We start from the raw sequence: 19498 nt of genomic DNA on the forward strand, positions 1-19498 counted from the left end.
AAAATATGCTTTTAACGGATCTTCTCCGTTTCAATCCACTCAATCTCTTTTTGCCACCAAAAGTGGTCCCAAAGAGTAATTATAAAGTTACCTTGCTCCTCGGTAGCTTAAAGAAAGTCATACAAACGGAAATCATCGCAGAGGATCCAGACTTGGAGAGTATGGAAGTGGGATCTGCCAAAGGGGAAGTGATTTTAACTGGGACTTACCGCATGGAATGGCTATGGATTGCCAGATTCCTAAAGGTAAATTCCATTCGGTATCGAGTTAGACTCAAACCCGTGTTAGTAAAAGATAATAAAGCCCGCTTAAAAATTGTAGGATATCGAGTTTGGGATACAAAACCTAGGCGTTTTGATTTTGTTAGGTGGTTTGTTAAAATTGATCCTTTCCACAAAAAAAAGGTTTTTGAATCCATCATCCATGCTGCACCCCATATTTTATCTATCACTGGTTTGCAATGGGAGTTATTATTTGATCTCAATTATTTTTTAAATTTAGTACCAACAATCGCTGGGAAAATCGAAATCCAGTATCTAGTCGCTGACAATAATGAATTGTATATCTTTGTTAGATCTTCTACAATATTAAAACCACTCGTCGATTTTTTTGGTCCAGAATATCTCAAGATCGATTATATAGAAGAGGATCGTGATATTCAGATGTTACTCTGGGAAAATGAATAAATGAAGATTATTTATCTTACAGATATCCATGACGGGCTACACGGCCTAAAAAGAATTCTGCAAACGACGGAAGCAGACCTCTATTTATTTTCTGGCGATATCATTTACAAAGCATTTTTTTCATTTGATCGTATCATTGATTTTTGTGGTGTCCAAGAAGAATTGTATTATCTTTTAACAGAAAGAAAAGATGATTCCACACCTTTTGATTTTACAACTCATGCCATTCGTTTTCCAGAAAAATACTCCACAGCGATTGTAGAAAAATCACAAAAGTATAGAGACTTATACAAGTTAGCTGCTAAAACTATGAAAGAGAAATACGAAATCATCGAAAAACTCATTCTGAAGTATGCGAAATCACCTGTATATTGTTTGCCGGGGAATTATGATTTGGATTTACAATACACAGAGTTATACCAACGGGAATTACATCGTAAAAGTTTTGAATTTCGAAATATCAAAGTTTCTGGTTATGGTGGTGCCCCCATTTGGACTTCGGGGATTCCTGAAAAACTAACCGTAGTATTCCATGAGTACACAAAAAATGGAAAAAACTATAGTGAACCAGAGGATTTCTTTCGGGAAGAGCTTCCTGATATCTGTTGGATTCATAATCCTGCATATGGGTATTTTGATACGATCCCAGGTGTTGGGAAATGTGGCAGCCAAGGAATTCGTCGGTATTTGGATGATGAATCTCCTTCTCTTGTGGTATCTGGTCATGTTCACGAAGACCAAGGAATCAAAAAAACAAGAAATACTGTTTTTATCAATCCATCTAACTTCGGTGCGGTGGATTCGTTACATGGATTCCAAGAAGGTGGGTATTTTGCTGAAATTGTTCTAGATGGAAAAGATGTTGTACAATCCAACCTTTGCCAACTGAGAGGTGAGGATTGGCATACATTAATTGAAGTAGATTGTTCCGAAAAACAATTAAAACTCATTTCTCAAAATCCAATCTCCACTGTGAGTTCCGAAGATTACATTCGAGGAAATTAAATGGTCACCTTTCTAACGATTTGTGGCGTTTTGTTTACAGTAGCCTTTTTTTTATATGCACTCTCTGCTGTTGATAATCAAAGTTTAAATCAAAAAGAAAAAGAACGCCTTAAAAAAGAAGAAAATCTCAGAGTGGGAGATCCACGTAAAGTGTATGGAAAGGAAAAAGATCCAAATCTTCCAAGGCTTCGCCTTTGTCCTGTTTGTGGAACAGTTTTACGCAAAGATGAGTATTTATATGCAGCAATTTCTACTTATACCAATAGTGAAGGTAAAAAACAGGCACAAATTTATGGATGTAAGTATTGTTATCTCATATTAGATTCCGAAAAAAATAATCCAAATCCCACAATAGGGAATGAAAATCCTTTTGGTCCACCCAAAGCAACGGATGAAATATAACCAACATGCTTGATGTAACGCAAAGTTTATCCAACTTAAAAGGGATTGGACCCAAACGGAAATCTGTATTATTAGAACATGGGGTCTCTACATATTACGAACTGTTAACTTATTTTCCAAGGCGTTACTTAGATCGCAATTTCACTAAAGATATTATCTTAAAACAAGGTGATGTTGTCACTTTACTTGGTAGTATTGTTGATAGTTACATTGTGCACGGTAAAAAAAGTCGACTCCTAGTTGGATTTCGTACCTTAAATAACGAAAGGATCAATTTAGTATTTTTTAGAGGAGTTAATTTTTTCCACAAACTGTTTAGCATTGATAAAAAAGTTGTGGTTTCGGGAAAGTTAGAATACTTCAAAGGGTATCAAATCATTCATCCTGAATATGAGTTTTTATCGGATGCAGAGGATCCAGAAGATTCGATTCATGCAGGAAGGATCATTCCATTATATCCATCAACCGAAGCATTAAAAGAAGATGGTTTGGATTCCAAAGGATTACGCAAACTCATCCACCAAGTATTGGAAAGTGGTGAGATCGCAGAAAATCTCCCATCCATATTCATCAAAAAAAGAAAATTACTCGGCCGTGATGAATCCTTTCGTAAGATCCACTTCCCCGATACGATGGAAACCGTACAAATTGCACGAAAACGATTTGCATATGAGGAGTTTTTTTATTTCCAAAGATTACTTTTATACAAACAAAGGGAACGACAAAAAGTCAAACGTTTGTTATGGCCTCTTCCCAATTCACCATCTCGCGCAAATTTAGAAAAAAATCTTCCGTTTGAATTGACCGAAGATCAAAAAACAGCAGTCACAACAATTCTATCCAAAACAAATGTTGATTCTCCTTCCGCTTTTTTATTACAAGGGGATGTTGGTTCTGGAAAAACCATCACAGCACTACTTGTGGGACTTCACTATATCGATAACCACATCCAAGTGGCATTCCTTGCCCCAACAGAAATTCTCGCAAGGCAACACTACCAAACCATTTATAAATTTATGGGAAATATGCCATTCCTTGGAATTGAACTATTATTAGGTGGCGAAAACAAAAAATCCAGAGCAGAGAAATTGAGCCGGATCAAAACGGGGGAGTCCAACATCATTATTGGAACACACTCTCTTTTACAAGAAGATGTGATATTTTCCGATTTGGGTTTTGTGGTCATTGATGAACAACACAAGTTTGGTGTGGACCAAAGGGAAACCATTCGTTCCAAAGGGAAAAATCCTGATATCTTGGCGATGACTGCCACACCCATACCCAGGACACTTTGTCTGACATTGTATGGGGACTTAACTCTCGTGAATATTAAAACTAAACCAAAAGGTCGTAAACCCATCGATACTCGTTGGTACAAAGAAGATCGTAGAACAGGTGTATACAATTCCATTCGAAAGTATGTCAATTCAGGAAGGCAATGTTATATCGTTTATCCATTAGTAGAAGAATCTGAAAAAGTAGACTTAGAATCTTGTACCGTTGCGTATGAAAATTTAAGAACCAATGTATTTCCTGATCTTAAAATTGGACTTTTACATGGTAAAATGAAAAGTGCAGAAAAAGAATCTGTGATGGAAAAATTCAAATCAGGCGAAATTCAAATTTTGGTTACCACTACCGTTGTGGAAGTGGGTGTGGATGTTCCCAACGCAACCATCTTAGTTGTGGAACATGCAGATCGATTTGGAATTTCCCAATTACACCAGTTACGTGGTCGTGTTGGAAGAAGTGATATAGAAAGTTTTTGTATTTTGATGACTGGGGATTTTATCAGTGATGAAGGACGGGATCGTTTGGAAGCACTGGTTACATCCAATGATGGTTATTTTTTAGCGGAAAAAGATCTCGCGATTCGTGGACCAGGAGAGCTTTTGGGAGTCAAACAAAGTGGGCTTCCTGAATTTAAAATTGCCGATTTGGTTTTGGATCGTGATCTGTTAGAGGAAGCAAAGGAAGATGCAGGATCCATTCCATTAGATGATCCAAAAGAAGTTTCAGAATTGATGACAAGGTTTAGCGAAGGCAAATTTTTATTTGCGAATTAGTCCAAGATTTTTAAATGAACCTAATCATGTTCCGAACGAAATTTTTATTTCTGTTTTTGTTATCATTATCATGTGTATGCGGTGAAAAACCGATCAAACAAACCTCACCTGATTTATATTTAGGCGTTGATAAGATTTCTTACTTAACCGGAAAGTTTAACTCACCTGGGCCGTTATCGCCTGTTATACTGGAAGAAGATTCCAAAGAACATTTTTTACGTCCCGACGTAAAAAAAGCACTTTATAAGATGATCAATGATTTTGAAGAATCAAAACCGAGTTCTTATAAACAACATATCTTTTTGGTTTCTAGTTTTCGTAATTTCAGCCACCAAAAAGGAATTTGGGAATCAAAGTTTACTGGCAAAAAACAAATGCGGATACCGATCAAAGGAAAGTCATCGGAAGAAATCATTGGTTTGATTTTAGAATTTTCTAGTGCGCCAGGAACCTCTCGCCACCATTGGGGAACTGATTTTGATCTCAATGCCTTGGACAACGGTTATTTTGAGTCCAATGGAAAAGGAAAAATTTTATACAACTGGCTAAAAGAAAATGCCGCGAAGTATGGATTTTGCCAGCCGTATAGCCCACTCTCCACTCGGAACAATAAGGGATACCAAGAAGAAAAATGGCACTGGTCCTATGCCCCAATTTCAAACCAACTCACAAAAGAGTGGGTAAAATCATTTCAATTAGGTGAAATCAAATTGGAAGGTAGTTTTATGGGAGCAGAGGTGTTAGGTGACCGGGCTATGGATTATGTAAGATCCATCAACCCGGAATGTGAAAAGATCACTTCCACAAATTTATAAGTTTTTATACAAATTCCACATACTAGATAGTAGGGTTTCTGCATCACTGTAAATTGGTTTCCAGTTTAGTAGTTCCCTTGCTTTTTTAGAAGAGGCAAGTAACTTTGCTGGATCTCCAGGTCGCCTAGGAGCTGTTTTGTGAGGAATTTGTTTTCCAACAACCTTTTCTGATAAATCGGTCATTTCCTTAACGGAATAACCAGATTCAGATCCTAAATTCACCGTTAAACTTTGATTATTTGACATGATGTAGTTTAGGGCCAAAACATGGGCTTTTGCTAAATCACTGACATGGATATAATCACGAACACAAGTTCCATCTTCTGTTTCATAATCGTTTCCATAAATTTCAAAACCATTCCGCATTCCAGATGCCGCTTCCATAATGATAGGAAGTAAATTGGCTGGAGTTTTTTCTAAACCTTTGATGCGACCTTTTGGATCATAACCAGCGGCATTGAAATAACGAAGTCTTGCTGATTTTAAATTTTTAAGTTTATCAAACCATTCGAGATTTTCTTCGATACAAAGTTTTGTATATCCGTAATAATTCTCTGGTTGTAAAGGATGGTTTTCATCAATTGGTAAGTATTTTGGTGCTCCATACACTGCTGCAGAGGATGAAAAAACAAAATATTGGCAACCGTAGTTTACCATTGCATTTAACAAAGTGAAGGTTCCATTCAAATTATTCATTGTGTATTTGAGTGGATCTGTCATGGATTCGCCTGCTGCTTTCCAAGCGGCAAAGTGAAATACGGCATCAACCTTTTTGGAAAAAGCTTTTTTTAGAATTTCTGGATCTTGGATTTCACCTTTGATAAATTCATTTCCAGGAAACAAATTGGCTTCGTTTCCTTTTTGCATATCATCTACGATGATGATTTCATGTCCAAGTTCCATTAGTTCTAGGACAATGTGACTTCCAATATAACCGGCTCCCCCGGTAACGAGAACTCTCATTCTTCGTCGGATCCACCAGAAACAAATCGGTGATCAACAACACCACGTTTACTTGTTTCAAAGAATTCGATTACTTTTTGTACTTCAGGAGCTGGGTTTGGATCTTTCTTAAGCTCAGCTAATGCTTGTTTTGTGTTAAATCCACTGTGGTAAATGACTTTGTAAACTCGTTTGATAGCCAAACGAACGTCTGCAGAAATTCCTGCACGTTTCATACCAACCACATTCAAACTTACGATCAGTCCTGGATGGCCATCCACTGTCGCATATGGAGGAACGTCTTTGACTACTTTAGTAAGACCTGCTAACATAGCATAATCGGCTACTCTTACAAATTGGTGAACCCCAACAGATCCAGAAATGAAGACTTTGTTTCCGATGACTACGTGACCTGCGAGCATTGTATTTTGAACCATGATGTTATGGTCTCCGACCACTACGTCATGCGCAATATGGACATTCCCCATTAGGTAATTATGATTTCCGACAACCGTTGCTTTACCTTCTACAGTCCCCCTGTGGAAAATGACATTTTCCCGAAAGTGGTTGTGGTCCCCGATTTCTAAATAGGTTTTGGTTTCAGGTTTGAAAGCCAAATCTTGTGGCAATCCACCGTAACTTCCGCCCGAGGAAATTTTGTTAAACTTACCAATGCGGGTCCCAGACAAAATTTTCACGTGGGATTCGATGACAGTACCTTCTCCAATTTTGACATCTTTTTCGATGATACAAAATGGTCCAACTTCTACGGACTCATGCAATTCCGCTTTGGGATCGATGATGGCGGTGGGGTGAATTTTCATATTGATTTACAAAAAAAACCAATTCGAAAGCCCTGCAAATGATTTTTTAAAATGTAATTTACACGCTTTTATGAGTCTGTTATCTTTTGAGAGGGTGGTGTGAACTTGTTAATAGACTGGTCGCGTATAGAATCTCTAGTTGATATGAATGATCCGGAAGACCAGGCATGGCTGAAGGAAATGATCACTTCGCTTTTGGAAAATATGGCAACTCGTGTTCAAAATTTGGACCGGCTTATGGTAGCCAAAGATCCCAAAGATCTACAATCGGAACTTCACCAAATCAAAGGTGTGGCCGCCAATTTTGGACTAACTGCACTTTCGGAAGTAGTGGTGAAAGCAGAAGCACTTGTAAAGGAAGGGGATGTAGATACTTCCGTCACAGAAGGGAAAAAAATTGCAGGAATTTGGGATGCCACCAAACAAGAGTTAGAAAAAAAGTTTTCTTCTTAAGTTCTTATTTTTAGTTCATTTAGCGGTCGCCATCTCGACGGCCGTTTTACTTCCGCTATAAATCCCTTCGATCGTATTTTTAATGATGGACTCGTTCATTCTGAGTAACAAATCATCGGACTCGGTAAAAATTTGAACCAGTTCTTTTGCATGCATTACTTCCCTGCACTCCACAGTTCCTTCTCCGAGTTCCAAAGAACGTACAACAGAGGCTGCTTCATGGTCTCCTACCCTGCGGATAAAGAGTTTAGGAATCGGAAAAAAAGCCAACTCAGATGGTTTGGTCACAAGAACATCTGCAATGCGAATCAATTTGTCTGTTGCAGAAAATGCTTCTGTGTGAGTTGGAAAATGAAATAATACAACAGGAGGATTGTTTTCGTGATCATCCGATCTTAAAGGATGACGCGTAATGAAAGTGAGTAAGTCTTCCCAAGAATCAATCGATAGATAAGGTATTTTTTGAAAGATCAAATACTCTTCGATTGCCTTAAGAACTTTCACATGGTCACCAGTGTTAATCCAATACACGGCTTTTTTGTTGGTGAGATAGGATTTGGTCAATCGAATGAGATCTAATATATATCCTTTTTGTGCACCCGCTCCACCGATCGGAATTAAAAACCTTCTGACTTTTTTGGAATCAATTCTTCTCACTCGGTTTTCCGAATCAGTCACTGCATTGGAAACAATGTCTTCTGAAACCCAATGTCCAGCGACAGCGATATTGTCTTTGGGAACTCCCATCTCAATGAACTTGGTATAAGAGGAAGGAGATTGGACTAAGTTCAAAGCTCCAGGTACGAGTAAGTAATACTGTGGGTAGTTATCACAAATGAGATGGATGGTTTTGTTGAATCCAGAGGCCACTGCAATTTGACCATTTAACGGATATGTGGTGATCACTGGGCTTTCTTTTGGGATCCCATTCATAAGACCTTTGTACAACTCGGCAAGTTGGCATGATAATTCAAGAGAGGTAAGATTTCCTTGGGACATAAGTTGTCCCCAAACCCATTCCACAGGCCCACCAATTTCAGAACTCATCCTAGAAAAAAAACTATAACCGGAATCAATGTCCGCAATGGCTTTGGACTCAGGAGATGTGATGGCAAGTAAGTCATGCAAATAGGTGGGGATGTTTTTTTGCAAAGAATGGGAATACACAGAAAGTGCCATTCTGTGGTGGCCGTATCCCATCCGAATGCTTCCCACAACCAATCTCGTTTCGATTGGGTTTTGCCCTTTGTCGGAAATGAGTTCCAAACCTGGATACAGAGGCGAAGGGGAAGAAAATAAGGGAATGGAGCTTTCTCCAATGGAATAACGTTTTTGGAGGATCCCTCGAATGAGGCCTGCGGTTTGTTTGGAAATAAAACCTGTGTCTAGGCCGAACATTGGTTCTCGATTCATGCAGGAAGTCTATTTAAGTGGCATTCTCTTTCAAGTGAAATTTCAATTCTTAGCTGACAGGTGACCAATTTTGCCCATTCCTGGTATCTATGGAACAAGTTTACATTTTGGGCGGACTGAGATCCGCATTCGGTAGTTTTGGCGGAACACTCAAAGACATGAGTGCCGTAGACCTTGGGGTCGAAGTATCAAAAGCAGCACTCCAAAAAACTGGAGTTGATCCTTCTATAATTGAAGAAAGTATTTTTGGAAATGTTATCCCAACAGGAAAAGACGGAATTTATTTGGCTCGTCACATCGGGTTAAAATCAGGAGTTCCGATTGCAAGTCCTGCATTAACACTCAACAGGCTTTGTGGTTCAGGAATGGAAGCAGTGATCCAAGCTGCCAAAAAAATCATGTTAGGTGAGGCTCATACCGTTCTTGCTGGTGGAGTGGAATCCATGAGTAATGCACCTTATGTAGTGCGAAATGCAAGATTTGGCGTTCGTTATGGAAATGCTGAATTTGAAGATTCACTCGCACAAGGTTTAACAGACATTTATGTGGAACTTCCGATGGGAATGACGGCAGAAAATCTATCTGACCAATACAAAATTTCCCGAGAAGAACAAGATGCTTGGGCAGCAACTTCACAAGAACGAGCTGAAGAAGCAACTAACAAAGGAATTCTAAAAGAAGAAATTCATCCTATCACTATCAGTGGCAAAAACCCAATTGTATTTGATAAAGATGAATTCATCAAAGGAAAAGCGGGTGCTACAAAACTTGCTACTTTAAAACCAGCATTCAAAAAAGATGGATCCGTAACTGCAGGAAACGCATCTGGAATCAATGACGGTGCTTCTGCACTCATCGTAGCTTCCGCATCCCAAGCAAAAAAACTCGGCAAAGAACCACTCGCGATTGTGAAGTCCTGGGGTCATGCTGGTTGCGAACCATCGAAGATGGGAATTGGTCCTGCGATTGCAATCCCTGCTGCGTTACAAAAAGCAGGTCTCAGTTTAAAAGACATTGGTCTTGTGGAAGTGAACGAAGCGTTCGCAGCACAGTACTTAGCGGTTCAAAAAGAACTTGGTTTGGATCCAAAAATCACCAATGTCAATGGTGGAGCTGTTGCGATTGGACATCCACTCGGAGCTTCTGGGAACCGTGTGACTTTGACATTGGCTCTTGAGATGCAAAGACGAGGTGTGAAGTATGGTGTTGCTTCCCTTTGTATCGGTGGAGGACAAGGAATCGCGATTGTTTTAGAAAACCCTAAAGCATAGTACAAAATGTACTTACTCCTTCCGGGGCGTCACCATCTCCTCACCAGGTACCAAAAAGAGTATTTACTCCATTTGGTAAAACATGGACTCTCGGAAGCCTTGGATGTGTTTGGAAATCCATTATCGATTTCCAAACACCCAACTGCCATCATCTTTGCCGTTACTTCGGCCAATCATAACAACACAAGACGCAATCCACTTTCCCTTTACCAAAGGGCAATGATGATTCAGGATTTTTCTAGGGAACTCTGCATTCCTAGTTTTGTGATTCCCATCGATGATGTTGGTCAGTCACCTAACTTTGCTTCGTATACATTAAAAAAAATTGAAGTGGAAACAGAACTGAAACTTCAGTTAACAAAAGAAAATACGATCGTTCTTTGTTCCACACCAGTTGCCAATTTGTATTTGGAACTTGGTTTTTTTGTGCTTCCTGTGGAAAAAGTTCCAGGACCCAAACTTTCCTTTTATGCAAAACTTCCTTGGGAAGAATTGGAAGACATTGTCTCCAAACGAAAACAAGAAGCCGAAAACAAAAATCCTTCTGGATCTCTTGCCCAATCAAATAGTGATCATCCAATCCAAATTCCTTCTTCCGATGAAGCAATCCTTAAAAGCCTAGACCCAGCTTGCATCCGTTTGTGGAAAGACTACGGTCTTTTTGAAAAAGTAGATATGTTGTTTTCTGACACCTTAATTGGTGATGATGGAGATTTAACAGAATCAAGAGATTATAATACTTATGTTCGTGAGATGGATGAAATCGCCGAACTCAAATTCCAAGAGACCAAACCATATGTGAAACCAGGTCGCATTGGCGACATTGGATGTGCCGTTGGTTCTTGGATCAAACTAGTTGGTAAAGATCCGAATTTTGCCGAGTCTGATTTTTATGGAGTGGAGATTGCACGTCATCTTTACCAGATCTGTGAACAAAGAAAAGAAAATGGTGAGTTTGCAAATTCCAATGTTTTCTTTTTACGAAAGAATGCTGTGAGTGGACTTGTTTTTCCAAGGATGAGTATGAATACAATTCATACCTCTTCTCTCACGCATGAGATCGAGTCCTATGGGGGTCGGTCACAACTACTATCCTTTCTCAAAAATCGGTATGAGGAACTCGTGATGGGTGGGGTCTGGATCAATCGGGATGTGGTAGGCCCCGAAGACAAAGAAAGGGAAGTATTTGTTTGGATGGAAGAGGACTCGAGTAGAAATCACGGCCGTAGTCCCGAAGAGTTTTCCAATTTCAAAGAATACCTCGACTCTTTATCCACCAAAGAACGATTTTTCCAATTCCAACAGGACTTTCGTAAAGAAGAAGGTTATGTGCTTAGGACGAGTGCCATTTACGTCGATGGTATAGAATACCACCGTATGAAACTCAAAGACATTTGCGAATATCTTTCCAAAAAGGATTACACGGACAATTGGGATAGTGAAATGCATGAATCTTTTTGTTTTTGGAGTTTTGATGAGTGGAAAAAAAATTTAGAATCCATTGGATTTCGAATTTCTCCTCAATCTTCTGAATATCGAAATCAGTGGTTGGTCAAAAATCGATATGAAGGTAAGGTAAAACTCTTTATCTCAAACTCACAAAATCCAAACAAATCGGAAGACTTGGTTCCCTTTGATTTTCCAGTGACACATATGTTATTGTTAGCGGAAAAATAAATGTTATCTGATGTTAGGCGCAATCTAGATAAAATTCGTGCAGTCTTTCGAACCAATTATCTATTAGCAGAATTAGAAGAAACGGAAAGAGAAGCACTTTTACCTTTTATTGAATTAAAATTTTTAAGGATCGGACAAACTTTAATCAAAGCAAACCAAATGCCTGAACACATTCATTTTGTGCTCACAGGAAAATTTGGTATGAAACAAAACAAACAGGACCTAAATTTAGGACGTTATGCATTTGTTGAAGTTGGTGAATCTATTGGTGAGAGGATTACATTAACCAAAACTCCTTCGAAACATGATTATTATGCGTTAGAACCATCCATAGTTTTATTATTACCTACTTCTCGTTTTTTGAAGTTAGTGGATTCACATCCAGAGATTGCACAGAAAGCTAAACATCGAGAAGAAGAACAAGAAAAATTTCATTATGTAAGAAAACTAAGTTTTTTTGATGAACTTTCTCCTGATGAAATCAAATCCATTTTAAAATCGATCCAACTCATCAAAGTTCCACAAGGAGAGTTCATTTTTGTGGAAGGAGAAGAGGGGGAATCGGCTTACATTGTCCGATCAGGTAAGGTACAAATTCGAACGGAGAACCCAAGGAAAATCATATCGATTATGAAATCGGGAGATATCCTCGGTGAAATTGCCATCTTCAAACAACAGAAACGTTTGGCAAGTGCTGTCACAGCCGAAGATTCCGAACTGTATCAAATTCCTGGAACTATCTTTCGAAAGGTGATTGGTGCAGAAAAGGGTAACAAACTAGAAGAGATTGTTCAATCTAGGTTACTACGATATTCCACTTACAAATCAAAAGAAAAAGAAGAAAATTCAATTCGACCGTTTGTTTCCAAACGTTATGAAATCAAAAAACCGACAGAAACCATTTTAATTGAACAAGTAACAACAGATCAATTGAGTTTGGTTGGTTTGGTTTGTTCGGAACTGGCACTACGAGTTTTTGATAAACCACTTCCTTCCAATTGGAAAATTAGAATCAAAAATGAATTAAGTCGCAATATGATCCCAGGTATTTTTGAACTTGCGATCGAATTAGAAAAACATGGATTTTTAACCAAACAATTACAAATTCCATTTATAGAGTTAACAAACTTGGAGAATCCAGTTTTCATTACAGATGATGAAAACATACCATGTTTATTGTATTTGGTAGATTCAGAATTGGATGCAGTTCTAATATCACATCCGATCAAAGGAGTTTATGAATTAAGCAAAGATCAATTTCTCAAAATTTGGGATGGTGTGATCTTACAATTTTCAGTTGCTCCTGCCAGTTTATCAGCCGAAGTCAGTTTACTGAGTTTTTTTAAAGAACTAAGGATGTTGTTTAGTCCGAAAAAAAAAGAAATCCGTTGGGTGATGGTGGCAACCTTCTTCTCTGCCATTTTATCTCTGTCTTTACCATATCTAGTGCGTCAAGTTGTAGACCAAGTTCTGGTGTTTTCAGATCGAAACTACTTATTTACGATCGTCATTGGTGTCACTTTTGCCGTTTTTTTTCAAACGATGTTCTCTCTATTTAGAAATTTGATTTCGATTGGGCTCATGCAAAATTTAGAATATAATTATTTTGTAAGATTTTTCCAACATATTCTGAATTTAACTTTGCCTGAGTTTCGGAAATTTGAAACAGGAGATTTTACGCAAAGATTAAAGGAAAATCAAAGGATCTTGGAAATTACGCAACGATCTGGATTGTTTTTGGTTTTAGATTTAATTACATTGCCAATTTATCTTTTCATTTTGTTCCGTTTGGATGTTGGGTTATCCTTTCTTGGATTATTTTTTCTGATCATTTATTCTTTGGTAGTGGTTCGTTCCAGCTCCAAAATCAAAAAATTACAAAAACATAGTTTTGAATCCAAAAAGAAAACCACAACTTTCTTTTTATCTCTTTTTTCAGGTATCCAAATCATTAAGTCATCTTCTATTGAAAGTCGTTATCTTTCCAAGGGATTAAATGAAATCGCAAGGACCATTCTTACAAATCTGCGAGTTGGGAAACGGGTTCAAATTTTAGAACTTGTCAGTAAGTTTTTTGAACAAATTGGACTCGTGGCAGTGATTACCTATGGGGTAAATCAAGTTTTGAATGAACAATTATCTCTTGGTAGTTTTTTAGGATTTTTGATTTTGTATTCACTGCTAATGGAACCTATCGTAAGGCTTTGTCATCTTTATGAAGATCTAAGTGAATTACGCGAGTCCAGAATGCGATTGTCGGAAATTTACTCTTTGCCAGGTGAAACGATTAGTTTGCGGCCGTTTGGTGAACTTCCTCGTCTTACTGGAAAAATCAAATTAGATCATATCAGTTTTCGTTATAGAGAAGGCTCCCCTGATATCTTAAAAGATATTGATTTGGAAATCGAAGCAGGGGAAAAAGTTGCGATTGTTGGTCGGAGTGGTTGTGGGAAAACTACTTTGATGCGAATCATGATGGGAACTTTATCTCCCACCCAAGGAAAGGTTTTCGTAGATTCATTTGATTTATCTACTTTGGACCCTGAAGAAGTTAGAATTCAATTTGGAGCCGTAGAACAACATCCAATTTTGTTTTCAGGTAGCATTTTAGAAAATTTATCAAAAAAAAATCCATCCCTACCCGGAGAAGCGTTGTTAGCTGGTGCAAAACTTGCTTCTGTTGATCAATTTGTGGAACGATTTCCCATGCAATATGAAACCAAAATTGGGGAATCGGGTGTTGGATTGTCTGGTGGCCAAAAACAAAGGTTGGCCATTGCAAGGGCACTTGTCACAAATCCAAGTATCTTGTTTTTAGATGAACCAACGTCTGCTTTAGATTCAGAAACAGAATCCCATATCCAATCTCAATGGGAAACGGTTTTTAAGGATAGAACTGTCATTCAAATTTCTCATCGATTGCATAGCACTGTCAGTGCCGATAAGATTGTGGTACTTGATGAAGGACGAATCGTTGAGGTAGGTACTCACGCAGAACTCATCCAAACAAAAGGTTATTATTATCATTTGTTCCCCACGTTTACAGAGGAGGAAAGTCATGTTTAAGAAGTTTAAAAATTTAAAAGAAACAGATTCCAATTGGGAGTCGAGACATTCTGCCTCATATTATGATGAACTTCTCAAACACCCAGCACCTAACTGGGAAAAGAAGGGAATTTACTTAATTGCTGTTTTTTTTCTTTGTTTTGTTTTGTTTCTAATCTTGGGACGAGTTGATGTCGTTGTGCAAGCAAATGGAAATATCAGACCTAAGGGGAATTACCATGTGGTGGAAGCCTTAGAGACAGGTACCTTAACCAATTTGTATGTGAAGTCAGGGGATTTTCTAAAAAAGGGAGATCCCATTATGGAGTTAGAATTTTCAGAACAACAAATTGAATTATCCAAAGATACCAACAATTTGGAATATGAAGAAAAGAAATTACAGAGACTCATACGGAACAAAAGAGAAGCTGAAAAAATTCTAAAAAATCTAGCTTACAATTTAGAAAACAATCCTGGTTCTGCATTGTCTGGAGGTGTACTCAATAAATTTGTAAACCTTAAAAAAGCATACATGGATTTTCAGAATGGTGTGGGTGCAAAGTTTATTTATGATCAAAGTTTGTTAGAGTTTAATGAAGAATTTGGAAATCTAAAAGATGAGATTCAAAGAGAAGAAAATATCATCTCTAGTCTACGTGGTGATACAAAACTAAAGAAAGAGAGAGTTGCCAATGCAGTCATTCGTATGCCTTTCTCTGGTATCATTGGAGAGCTCGCAGTCAATAACGTAGGGCAAAACATCATTCGAGGTCAAACGGTTGCTTCTCTTATGGAAGAAGGTCAACCATTAGAAGCAATCGTTGAAGTGAATAGTAAAGATATTGGTGCTATTAGAATTGGTCTTAAGTCTGTAATCAAAGTCAAAGCATTCCATCAAAATGATTTTGGTGTGGTGGAAGGTACGGTTTCCCAAATCATTCCGAATACAAAAGACAAAGATTCTTTTTCGGTAATTATGATTCTTGGAAACCAAGATTTAAACCAAGATGGAAAGGAATTCCAATTGTTTCCTGGATTAAAAGTAGTCGCTGACATTGTGATCGATCGAAAAAGTATTTATCAAATTTTATTTAGATACGCTGATCCAAGGAATTAAATTTGAAACTTAAGGCACGAGAAATTCCTGATTTGATAAAAGAAGATAGTTTTTTATCTTTATTATCTGTTAGTGATATCAAAAAACTTTTATCTTTATTTGAGTTTCGTTCCCTTGTTGCCGGTGATAAAATTGTGGGAACCGAAAATGATTCGATACCCATTTTGATTTTGGAAACGGGAAGAATCCAAGTTAAACTAAAAATCAATCAAAACGAATTACTCATCAAAACCTTAACAGAAGAAACCATTTATGGTGTACCTGAATTTTCATCCGAGTCCTTAAGCAGACAACTATATTATGTAGAAGAAAACTCTAAAGTATTGGTTTTACCTACCGCATCGTTTGCAAAATTTATTTTATCAGACAAACAAAGAAAAAAACTTTGGGATGAATATAAGGAAAATGTTCAACTCCGAGATGAACTGAGAATCCATCCATATTTTCGAAAACTTTCCAATTCGGAAATCCAAGAACTTTCCAAACTTTTAGTGAAACGAAAAATCAATTCTGGACAAGTTTTGATTAAAGAAGGAACAGAAAGTTCCTCTTTGTTTTTTATCAAATCAGGTAAGTTTAAAGTGACAAAGTCTACTTGGCAAAAAGAATATTTTTCTTATGTGGAAGCTGGTTCTGTTTTGGGAGAGATGGGTGTTCTTGAAAAAAAAGTAAGGAATGCAACCGTTACTGCGATTGAAGATAGTTTTGTGTATGAATTATCTTTAAAACATGCAGAATCATTTTTTAAAAAATCAGAAAGTTTACTCATAACGATTCGTTCTATTATGAACGAACGAAAACTAAATTTAGGCGAAAGAGTTGATGAGAACGAATACGAATTTTCGAATATCTATGAAGAAGATCAATTTCACTTTTTACCTAAGTTAAAGTTTACTCCTCCCATCCGAAATCAAATTCGATTTCCTTTTTTATTTCAAGAAGGCAAATCACAATCAGGTGATGTTTGTCGAAAGATGATATTTAAGTATTGGGGATATTCTTTTGCAGAATATGATTCTGATCCACTATTCCCTGACTTCGATCATGACATTCTTCCTCACCATTGGAAACAATGTTTTGGAGAAGAAAAAGGAAATTGTTACTTCGTCAATTGGCGAAACCATGAATCGGAAGTGAATTCGATTCCAACCATAAACTTTTTAGAAAATTCAAAGTATGTCATCGTGAAACAAATTGGAAAAAAATTTGTAACGATCCTTGATCCTGAAAATGGAGAAACAAATTTAACCAGAGAAGAATGGGAAAAGAAGTCTTCTCCGATCCTGATTTACTTTGTACCTAAAGTTTTACCTAAATCTAGTTTTGAGTGGAAAAATCGTTTTTTCGCAGGGATTAGTGAATATTTTTCACCAGCGATCCAATACTTAAAAGCGGGAATTCTGGCAAGTTTTGTTTTGAAAGGTCTAGAAGTATTCATTCCACTCGTGAATTTATATTTGATTGATGCTGTACTATTACAAGAGAGTCGAGAATTCTTTTTACCTGTGATCTTTGCGGTTGTATTATTGAGTTTGTCTCAAACATTTTTAGGATACTTTCGATCCAATGTCATTTTTTTTACAAGTAATCGAGTGAATCAAACAATTGCGATTCGTTTTTTGGTGAAATTAATCTCTCTACCAATTTCCTTTTTTGAAAGAAATAAAAAAGGTGAGATCTTAAATCGTTGGGAAGAAATTGAATCAGTGATTTTATTTTTTTCAGACCAAGGAGCTATGAAAATCTTTGATTTGATTTTTAGTTCTTTCGTATTCATCATCTTTTTGTTTTTATCTCCACTTTTACTTGGCATTATATTTATTTTAATGATTCCCGAGTTTCTTGTTTTGCGATATCTATCACCAAAAATCATCGAAGAAACAAAAAAAGAATCTTTAAAGAGATCTGAAACATTAAGTTACTTTATTGAATCTGTTCATGGTTTTGAAACGATTAAAAATTTAGGTGCTACCTATTCCCATCGTTGGGACTTTGAAAAAAGATTAACAACACAGCTCAATTCAGAAGGTAAAAAATTATTTTATTCCAATCTCCTTTCTACCAATACTGATTTCTTCAAACAAATTACCATCGTTGTTGTTTTACTTGTGGGAAGTTTACTGATCTTAAGTGACAAACTCACCTTAGGGACCTTATATGCAATTGTTGGTTTGATCACTTATATTAGGTCACCACTCATTTCGTTGTATGATGACTTTTTGAAATTTCAAAAAGCAAATTTAGCATGGAACCGTTTGAGAAGTTTTGAGTCCTTGGATAGCGAAATTTCGGATAAAGATAATTTGTTCAAAGTAGATTTGCCAGAAGTAAAAGGTGATATTGAATTTCGAAATATCAATTTTGCCTATGATAACCAAAAACCAGAATCAGGGATTCAAAATTTAACCTTAAAAATCCAAGCAGGAAAAAAAGTTGCCTTTGTTGGAAGGAGTGGAAGTGGGAAATCTACAATCATCAAATTATTGTTAGGATTGTATAACCCTCAACAAGGTGAGATCTTGGTTGATGAAATTCCTTTAAACGAGATTTGGTTACCAAGTTTAAGAACCAAAATTGGAGTATGTTTTCAAGAAAATCCACTAATCTCGGGAACGGTACGAGAAAATATTTCCATCACTAAACCAGAAGCGACATTGAGTGAAGTGGTGGAAGCAGCGAAACTTGCCTGCATCCATGATGATATTGTTAAGTTACCTTTGGGATATGATACGGAGTTGGCTGATCGAGGATTTAGTTTTTCCGGCGGTCAAAAACAAAGGATCTCCCTTGCCCGATTGTTTTTGCAAAGGCCAACGGTTTTACTTTTAGATGAACCCACAGCAGCACTAGACAAGGAAACGGAACTAAGAATTCTGTCACATATCAATTCTGTATTTGCCAATGCCACCATTATCACCGTTGCACATCGATTGGATACAATCCGTCACTATGATCAAATTTTTGTTTTGGAGAGAGGGAAACTAGACTCTAAGGGACGCCATAAAGAACTACTTTCTAAAGGCGGAATTTATCAATTACTTCATTCTAAACAAGAAGCGATCCGATAATTGAAGTAGTGACCTCGCTACGTCAAAATTTCTATTTTATTTTAGTCCTTATTATGTCAAATTTTCAGTTGGCAGGAGAAGTTGTTTATTTTACAGACTTGCCAAAGTTAGTTGGTGAAAAATCTTATGAACTGAAATTAAAAGAGATAGAAATTCAACGGAAAAAAGTAGATATCGATTCTAAAAATCTACGTTATTTACCATCCGTAAATTTAGATCATATTCCTTTTTTTGAATCCTTGCGAGGGGATGGATACAATCGCAAAGGTTGGAATACCACTTTAAATCTAAATTGGAACTTTCAAGAGCAAGGGAATGCTGTTTTTACCAACTTAATTTTAGAATTGGAATACGAGCGATTGCTTTTGGAATACCGAGCATTATACCAAAAGGAATTGTTTGACCAAGCGTTTCAATATGCAGAAACATTAAAACTTTTGGCTTTTTATGATTATGATTTTTCCAATGAATCAGATGCAGACAAACAATTCCAAACTGTCCAAAAACTTTATAAACAAGGAATTGAATCTTATTTGGTCACACAAAACTCAAAAGTGGATTATTTCTTTTATAAGTACAATGCAATAAAGTCAAGGTTGGACCAACAAAAAAGCCAATCCATATTCAGACGAAAGTTTTTATTAAAGGATGTAACTTTAAAACAAATCCCAGAAAGGGAATATAAAATTTTACCTTTAGAAGAAACATTAAAAG

General features: G+C 37.0%; 14 protein-coding genes and 1 pseudogene. 12 read left to right on the top strand and 3 right to left on the bottom strand.

Going from position 1 to position 19498, the window contains the following annotated elements:
* Positions 1–5 precede the first annotated feature (5 nt).
* Genes EHQ59_RS07520 through EHQ59_RS07540 form a run of 5 tightly spaced genes read left to right on the top strand, consistent with a single transcriptional unit; the run spans position 6 to position 4974 of the window.
* The gene (locus EHQ59_RS07520; protein WP_135618865.1) at positions 6–686 is read left to right on the top strand and encodes a hypothetical protein; all 681 of its coding nucleotides are present in this window, start codon (positions 6–8) and stop codon (positions 684–686) included.
* Positions 687–1691, top strand: coding sequence for a metallophosphoesterase family protein (locus EHQ59_RS07525; RefSeq protein WP_135618867.1), 1005 nt, complete (start codon positions 687–689; stop codon positions 1689–1691). It abuts the gene before it with no gap.
* Positions 1692–2093, top strand: a complete 402-nt coding sequence (locus EHQ59_RS07530; protein ID WP_135618869.1) for a hypothetical protein — start codon at positions 1692–1694, stop codon at positions 2091–2093. It begins immediately after the preceding gene.
* Between the two features lie 5 nt (positions 2094–2098).
* Positions 2099–4159, top strand: a complete 2061-nt coding sequence (gene recG / locus EHQ59_RS07535) for an ATP-dependent DNA helicase RecG (RefSeq protein ID WP_208652336.1) — start codon at positions 2099–2101, stop codon at positions 4157–4159.
* 14 nt (positions 4160–4173) lie between these two features.
* The gene (locus EHQ59_RS07540; RefSeq protein WP_135618873.1) at positions 4174–4974 is read left to right on the top strand and encodes a M15 family metallopeptidase; all 801 of its coding nucleotides are present in this window, start codon (positions 4174–4176) and stop codon (positions 4972–4974) included.
* Here the strand turns inward: EHQ59_RS07540 and galE are convergent.
* The gene (gene galE, locus EHQ59_RS07545; protein ID WP_135618875.1) at positions 4969–5937 is read right to left on the bottom strand and encodes a UDP-glucose 4-epimerase GalE; all 969 of its coding nucleotides are present in this window, start codon (positions 5935–5937) and stop codon (positions 4969–4971) included. The genes EHQ59_RS07540 and galE overlap by 6 nt on opposite strands.
* Entirely contained in the window at positions 5934–6740 is an 807-nt protein-coding gene (gene lpxA, locus EHQ59_RS07550; RefSeq protein ID WP_135618877.1) for an acyl-ACP--UDP-N-acetylglucosamine O-acyltransferase, read from the bottom strand. Before lpxA ends, galE begins: the two co-directional genes overlap by 4 nt.
* Positions 6741–6884: 144 nt before the next feature.
* Between lpxA and EHQ59_RS07555 the strand changes: the two genes are divergently transcribed.
* The gene (locus EHQ59_RS07555; protein WP_135618879.1) at positions 6885–7193 is read left to right on the top strand and encodes an Hpt domain-containing protein; all 309 of its coding nucleotides are present in this window, start codon (positions 6885–6887) and stop codon (positions 7191–7193) included.
* A 15-nt stretch (positions 7194–7208) separates the two neighbouring features.
* Here the strand turns inward: EHQ59_RS07555 and EHQ59_RS07560 are convergent, their stop codons facing one another.
* On the bottom strand, positions 7209–8591 hold the full coding sequence (locus EHQ59_RS07560) for a DUF6938 domain-containing protein (RefSeq protein WP_244245434.1): 1383 nt from the start codon (positions 8589–8591) through the stop codon (positions 7209–7211).
* Positions 8592–8695: 104 nt separating this feature from the next.
* Here EHQ59_RS07560 and EHQ59_RS07565 point away from each other — a divergent pair, with 104 nt between their 5' ends.
* The 6 genes and pseudogenes from EHQ59_RS07565 to EHQ59_RS07590 all read left to right on the top strand — a co-directional run.
* The gene (locus EHQ59_RS07565; protein ID WP_135618883.1) at positions 8696–9877 is read left to right on the top strand and encodes an acetyl-CoA C-acetyltransferase; all 1182 of its coding nucleotides are present in this window, start codon (positions 8696–8698) and stop codon (positions 9875–9877) included.
* A gap of 6 nt (positions 9878–9883) precedes the next feature.
* Positions 9884–11554: a class I SAM-dependent methyltransferase gene (locus tag EHQ59_RS07570; protein ID WP_135618885.1), complete on the top strand. Its 1671-nt coding sequence runs from the start codon at positions 9884–9886 to the stop codon at positions 11552–11554.
* Complete coding sequence (locus tag EHQ59_RS07575; RefSeq protein WP_135618887.1) at positions 11555–14620, top strand: peptidase domain-containing ABC transporter; 3066 nt, start codon at positions 11555–11557, stop codon at positions 14618–14620.
* Positions 14613–15716, top strand: a complete 1104-nt coding sequence (locus EHQ59_RS07580; RefSeq protein WP_135618889.1) for a beta-barrel domain-containing protein — start codon at positions 14613–14615, stop codon at positions 15714–15716. Before EHQ59_RS07575 ends, EHQ59_RS07580 begins: the two co-directional genes overlap by 8 nt.
* Before the next feature lie 2 nt (positions 15717–15718).
* Positions 15719–18784, top strand: a complete 3066-nt coding sequence (locus EHQ59_RS07585) for an ATP-binding cassette domain-containing protein (protein ID WP_135618891.1) — start codon at positions 15719–15721, stop codon at positions 18782–18784.
* Between the two features lie 53 nt (positions 18785–18837).
* Positions 18838–19498, top strand: a pseudogene (locus EHQ59_RS07590) (TolC family protein); the annotation flags it as partial.

It is taken from the genome of Leptospira kemamanensis, assembly GCF_004769665.1.
Classification (GTDB): domain Bacteria; phylum Spirochaetota; class Leptospiria; order Leptospirales; family Leptospiraceae; genus Leptospira_A; species Leptospira_A kemamanensis.

Bases quoted from the DNA above. Each gene is read 5' to 3' on its own strand.
- EHQ59_RS07530 (WP_135618869.1), top strand. From the start codon at position 1,692: ATGGTCACCTTTCTAACGATTTGTGGCGTTTTGTTTACAGTAGCCTTT.
- EHQ59_RS07540 (WP_135618873.1), top strand. From the start codon at position 4,174: ATGAACCTAATCATGTTCCGAACGAAATTTTTATTTCTGTTTTTGTTA.
- EHQ59_RS07525 (WP_135618867.1), top strand. From the start codon at position 687: ATGAAGATTATTTATCTTACAGATATCCATGACGGGCTACACGGCCTA.
- EHQ59_RS07555 (WP_135618879.1), top strand. From the start codon at position 6,885: ATGAATGATCCGGAAGACCAGGCATGGCTGAAGGAAATGATCACTTCG.
- lpxA (WP_135618877.1), bottom strand. From the start codon at position 6,740: ATGAAAATTCACCCCACCGCCATCATCGATCCCAAAGCGGAATTGCAT.
- recG (WP_208652336.1), top strand. From the start codon at position 2,099: ATGCTTGATGTAACGCAAAGTTTATCCAACTTAAAAGGGATTGGACCC.
- EHQ59_RS07580 (WP_135618889.1), top strand. From the start codon at position 14,613: ATGTTTAAGAAGTTTAAAAATTTAAAAGAAACAGATTCCAATTGGGAG.
- EHQ59_RS07520 (WP_135618865.1), top strand. From the start codon at position 6: ATGCTTTTAACGGATCTTCTCCGTTTCAATCCACTCAATCTCTTTTTG.
- EHQ59_RS07570 (WP_135618885.1), top strand. From the start codon at position 9,884: ATGTACTTACTCCTTCCGGGGCGTCACCATCTCCTCACCAGGTACCAA.
- EHQ59_RS07565 (WP_135618883.1), top strand. From the start codon at position 8,696: ATGGAACAAGTTTACATTTTGGGCGGACTGAGATCCGCATTCGGTAGT.
- EHQ59_RS07575 (WP_135618887.1), top strand. From the start codon at position 11,555: ATGTTATCTGATGTTAGGCGCAATCTAGATAAAATTCGTGCAGTCTTT.
- EHQ59_RS07560 (WP_244245434.1), bottom strand. From the start codon at position 8,591: ATGTTCGGCCTAGACACAGGTTTTATTTCCAAACAAACCGCAGGCCTC.
- galE (WP_135618875.1), bottom strand. From the start codon at position 5,937: ATGAGAGTTCTCGTTACCGGGGGAGCCGGTTATATTGGAAGTCACATT.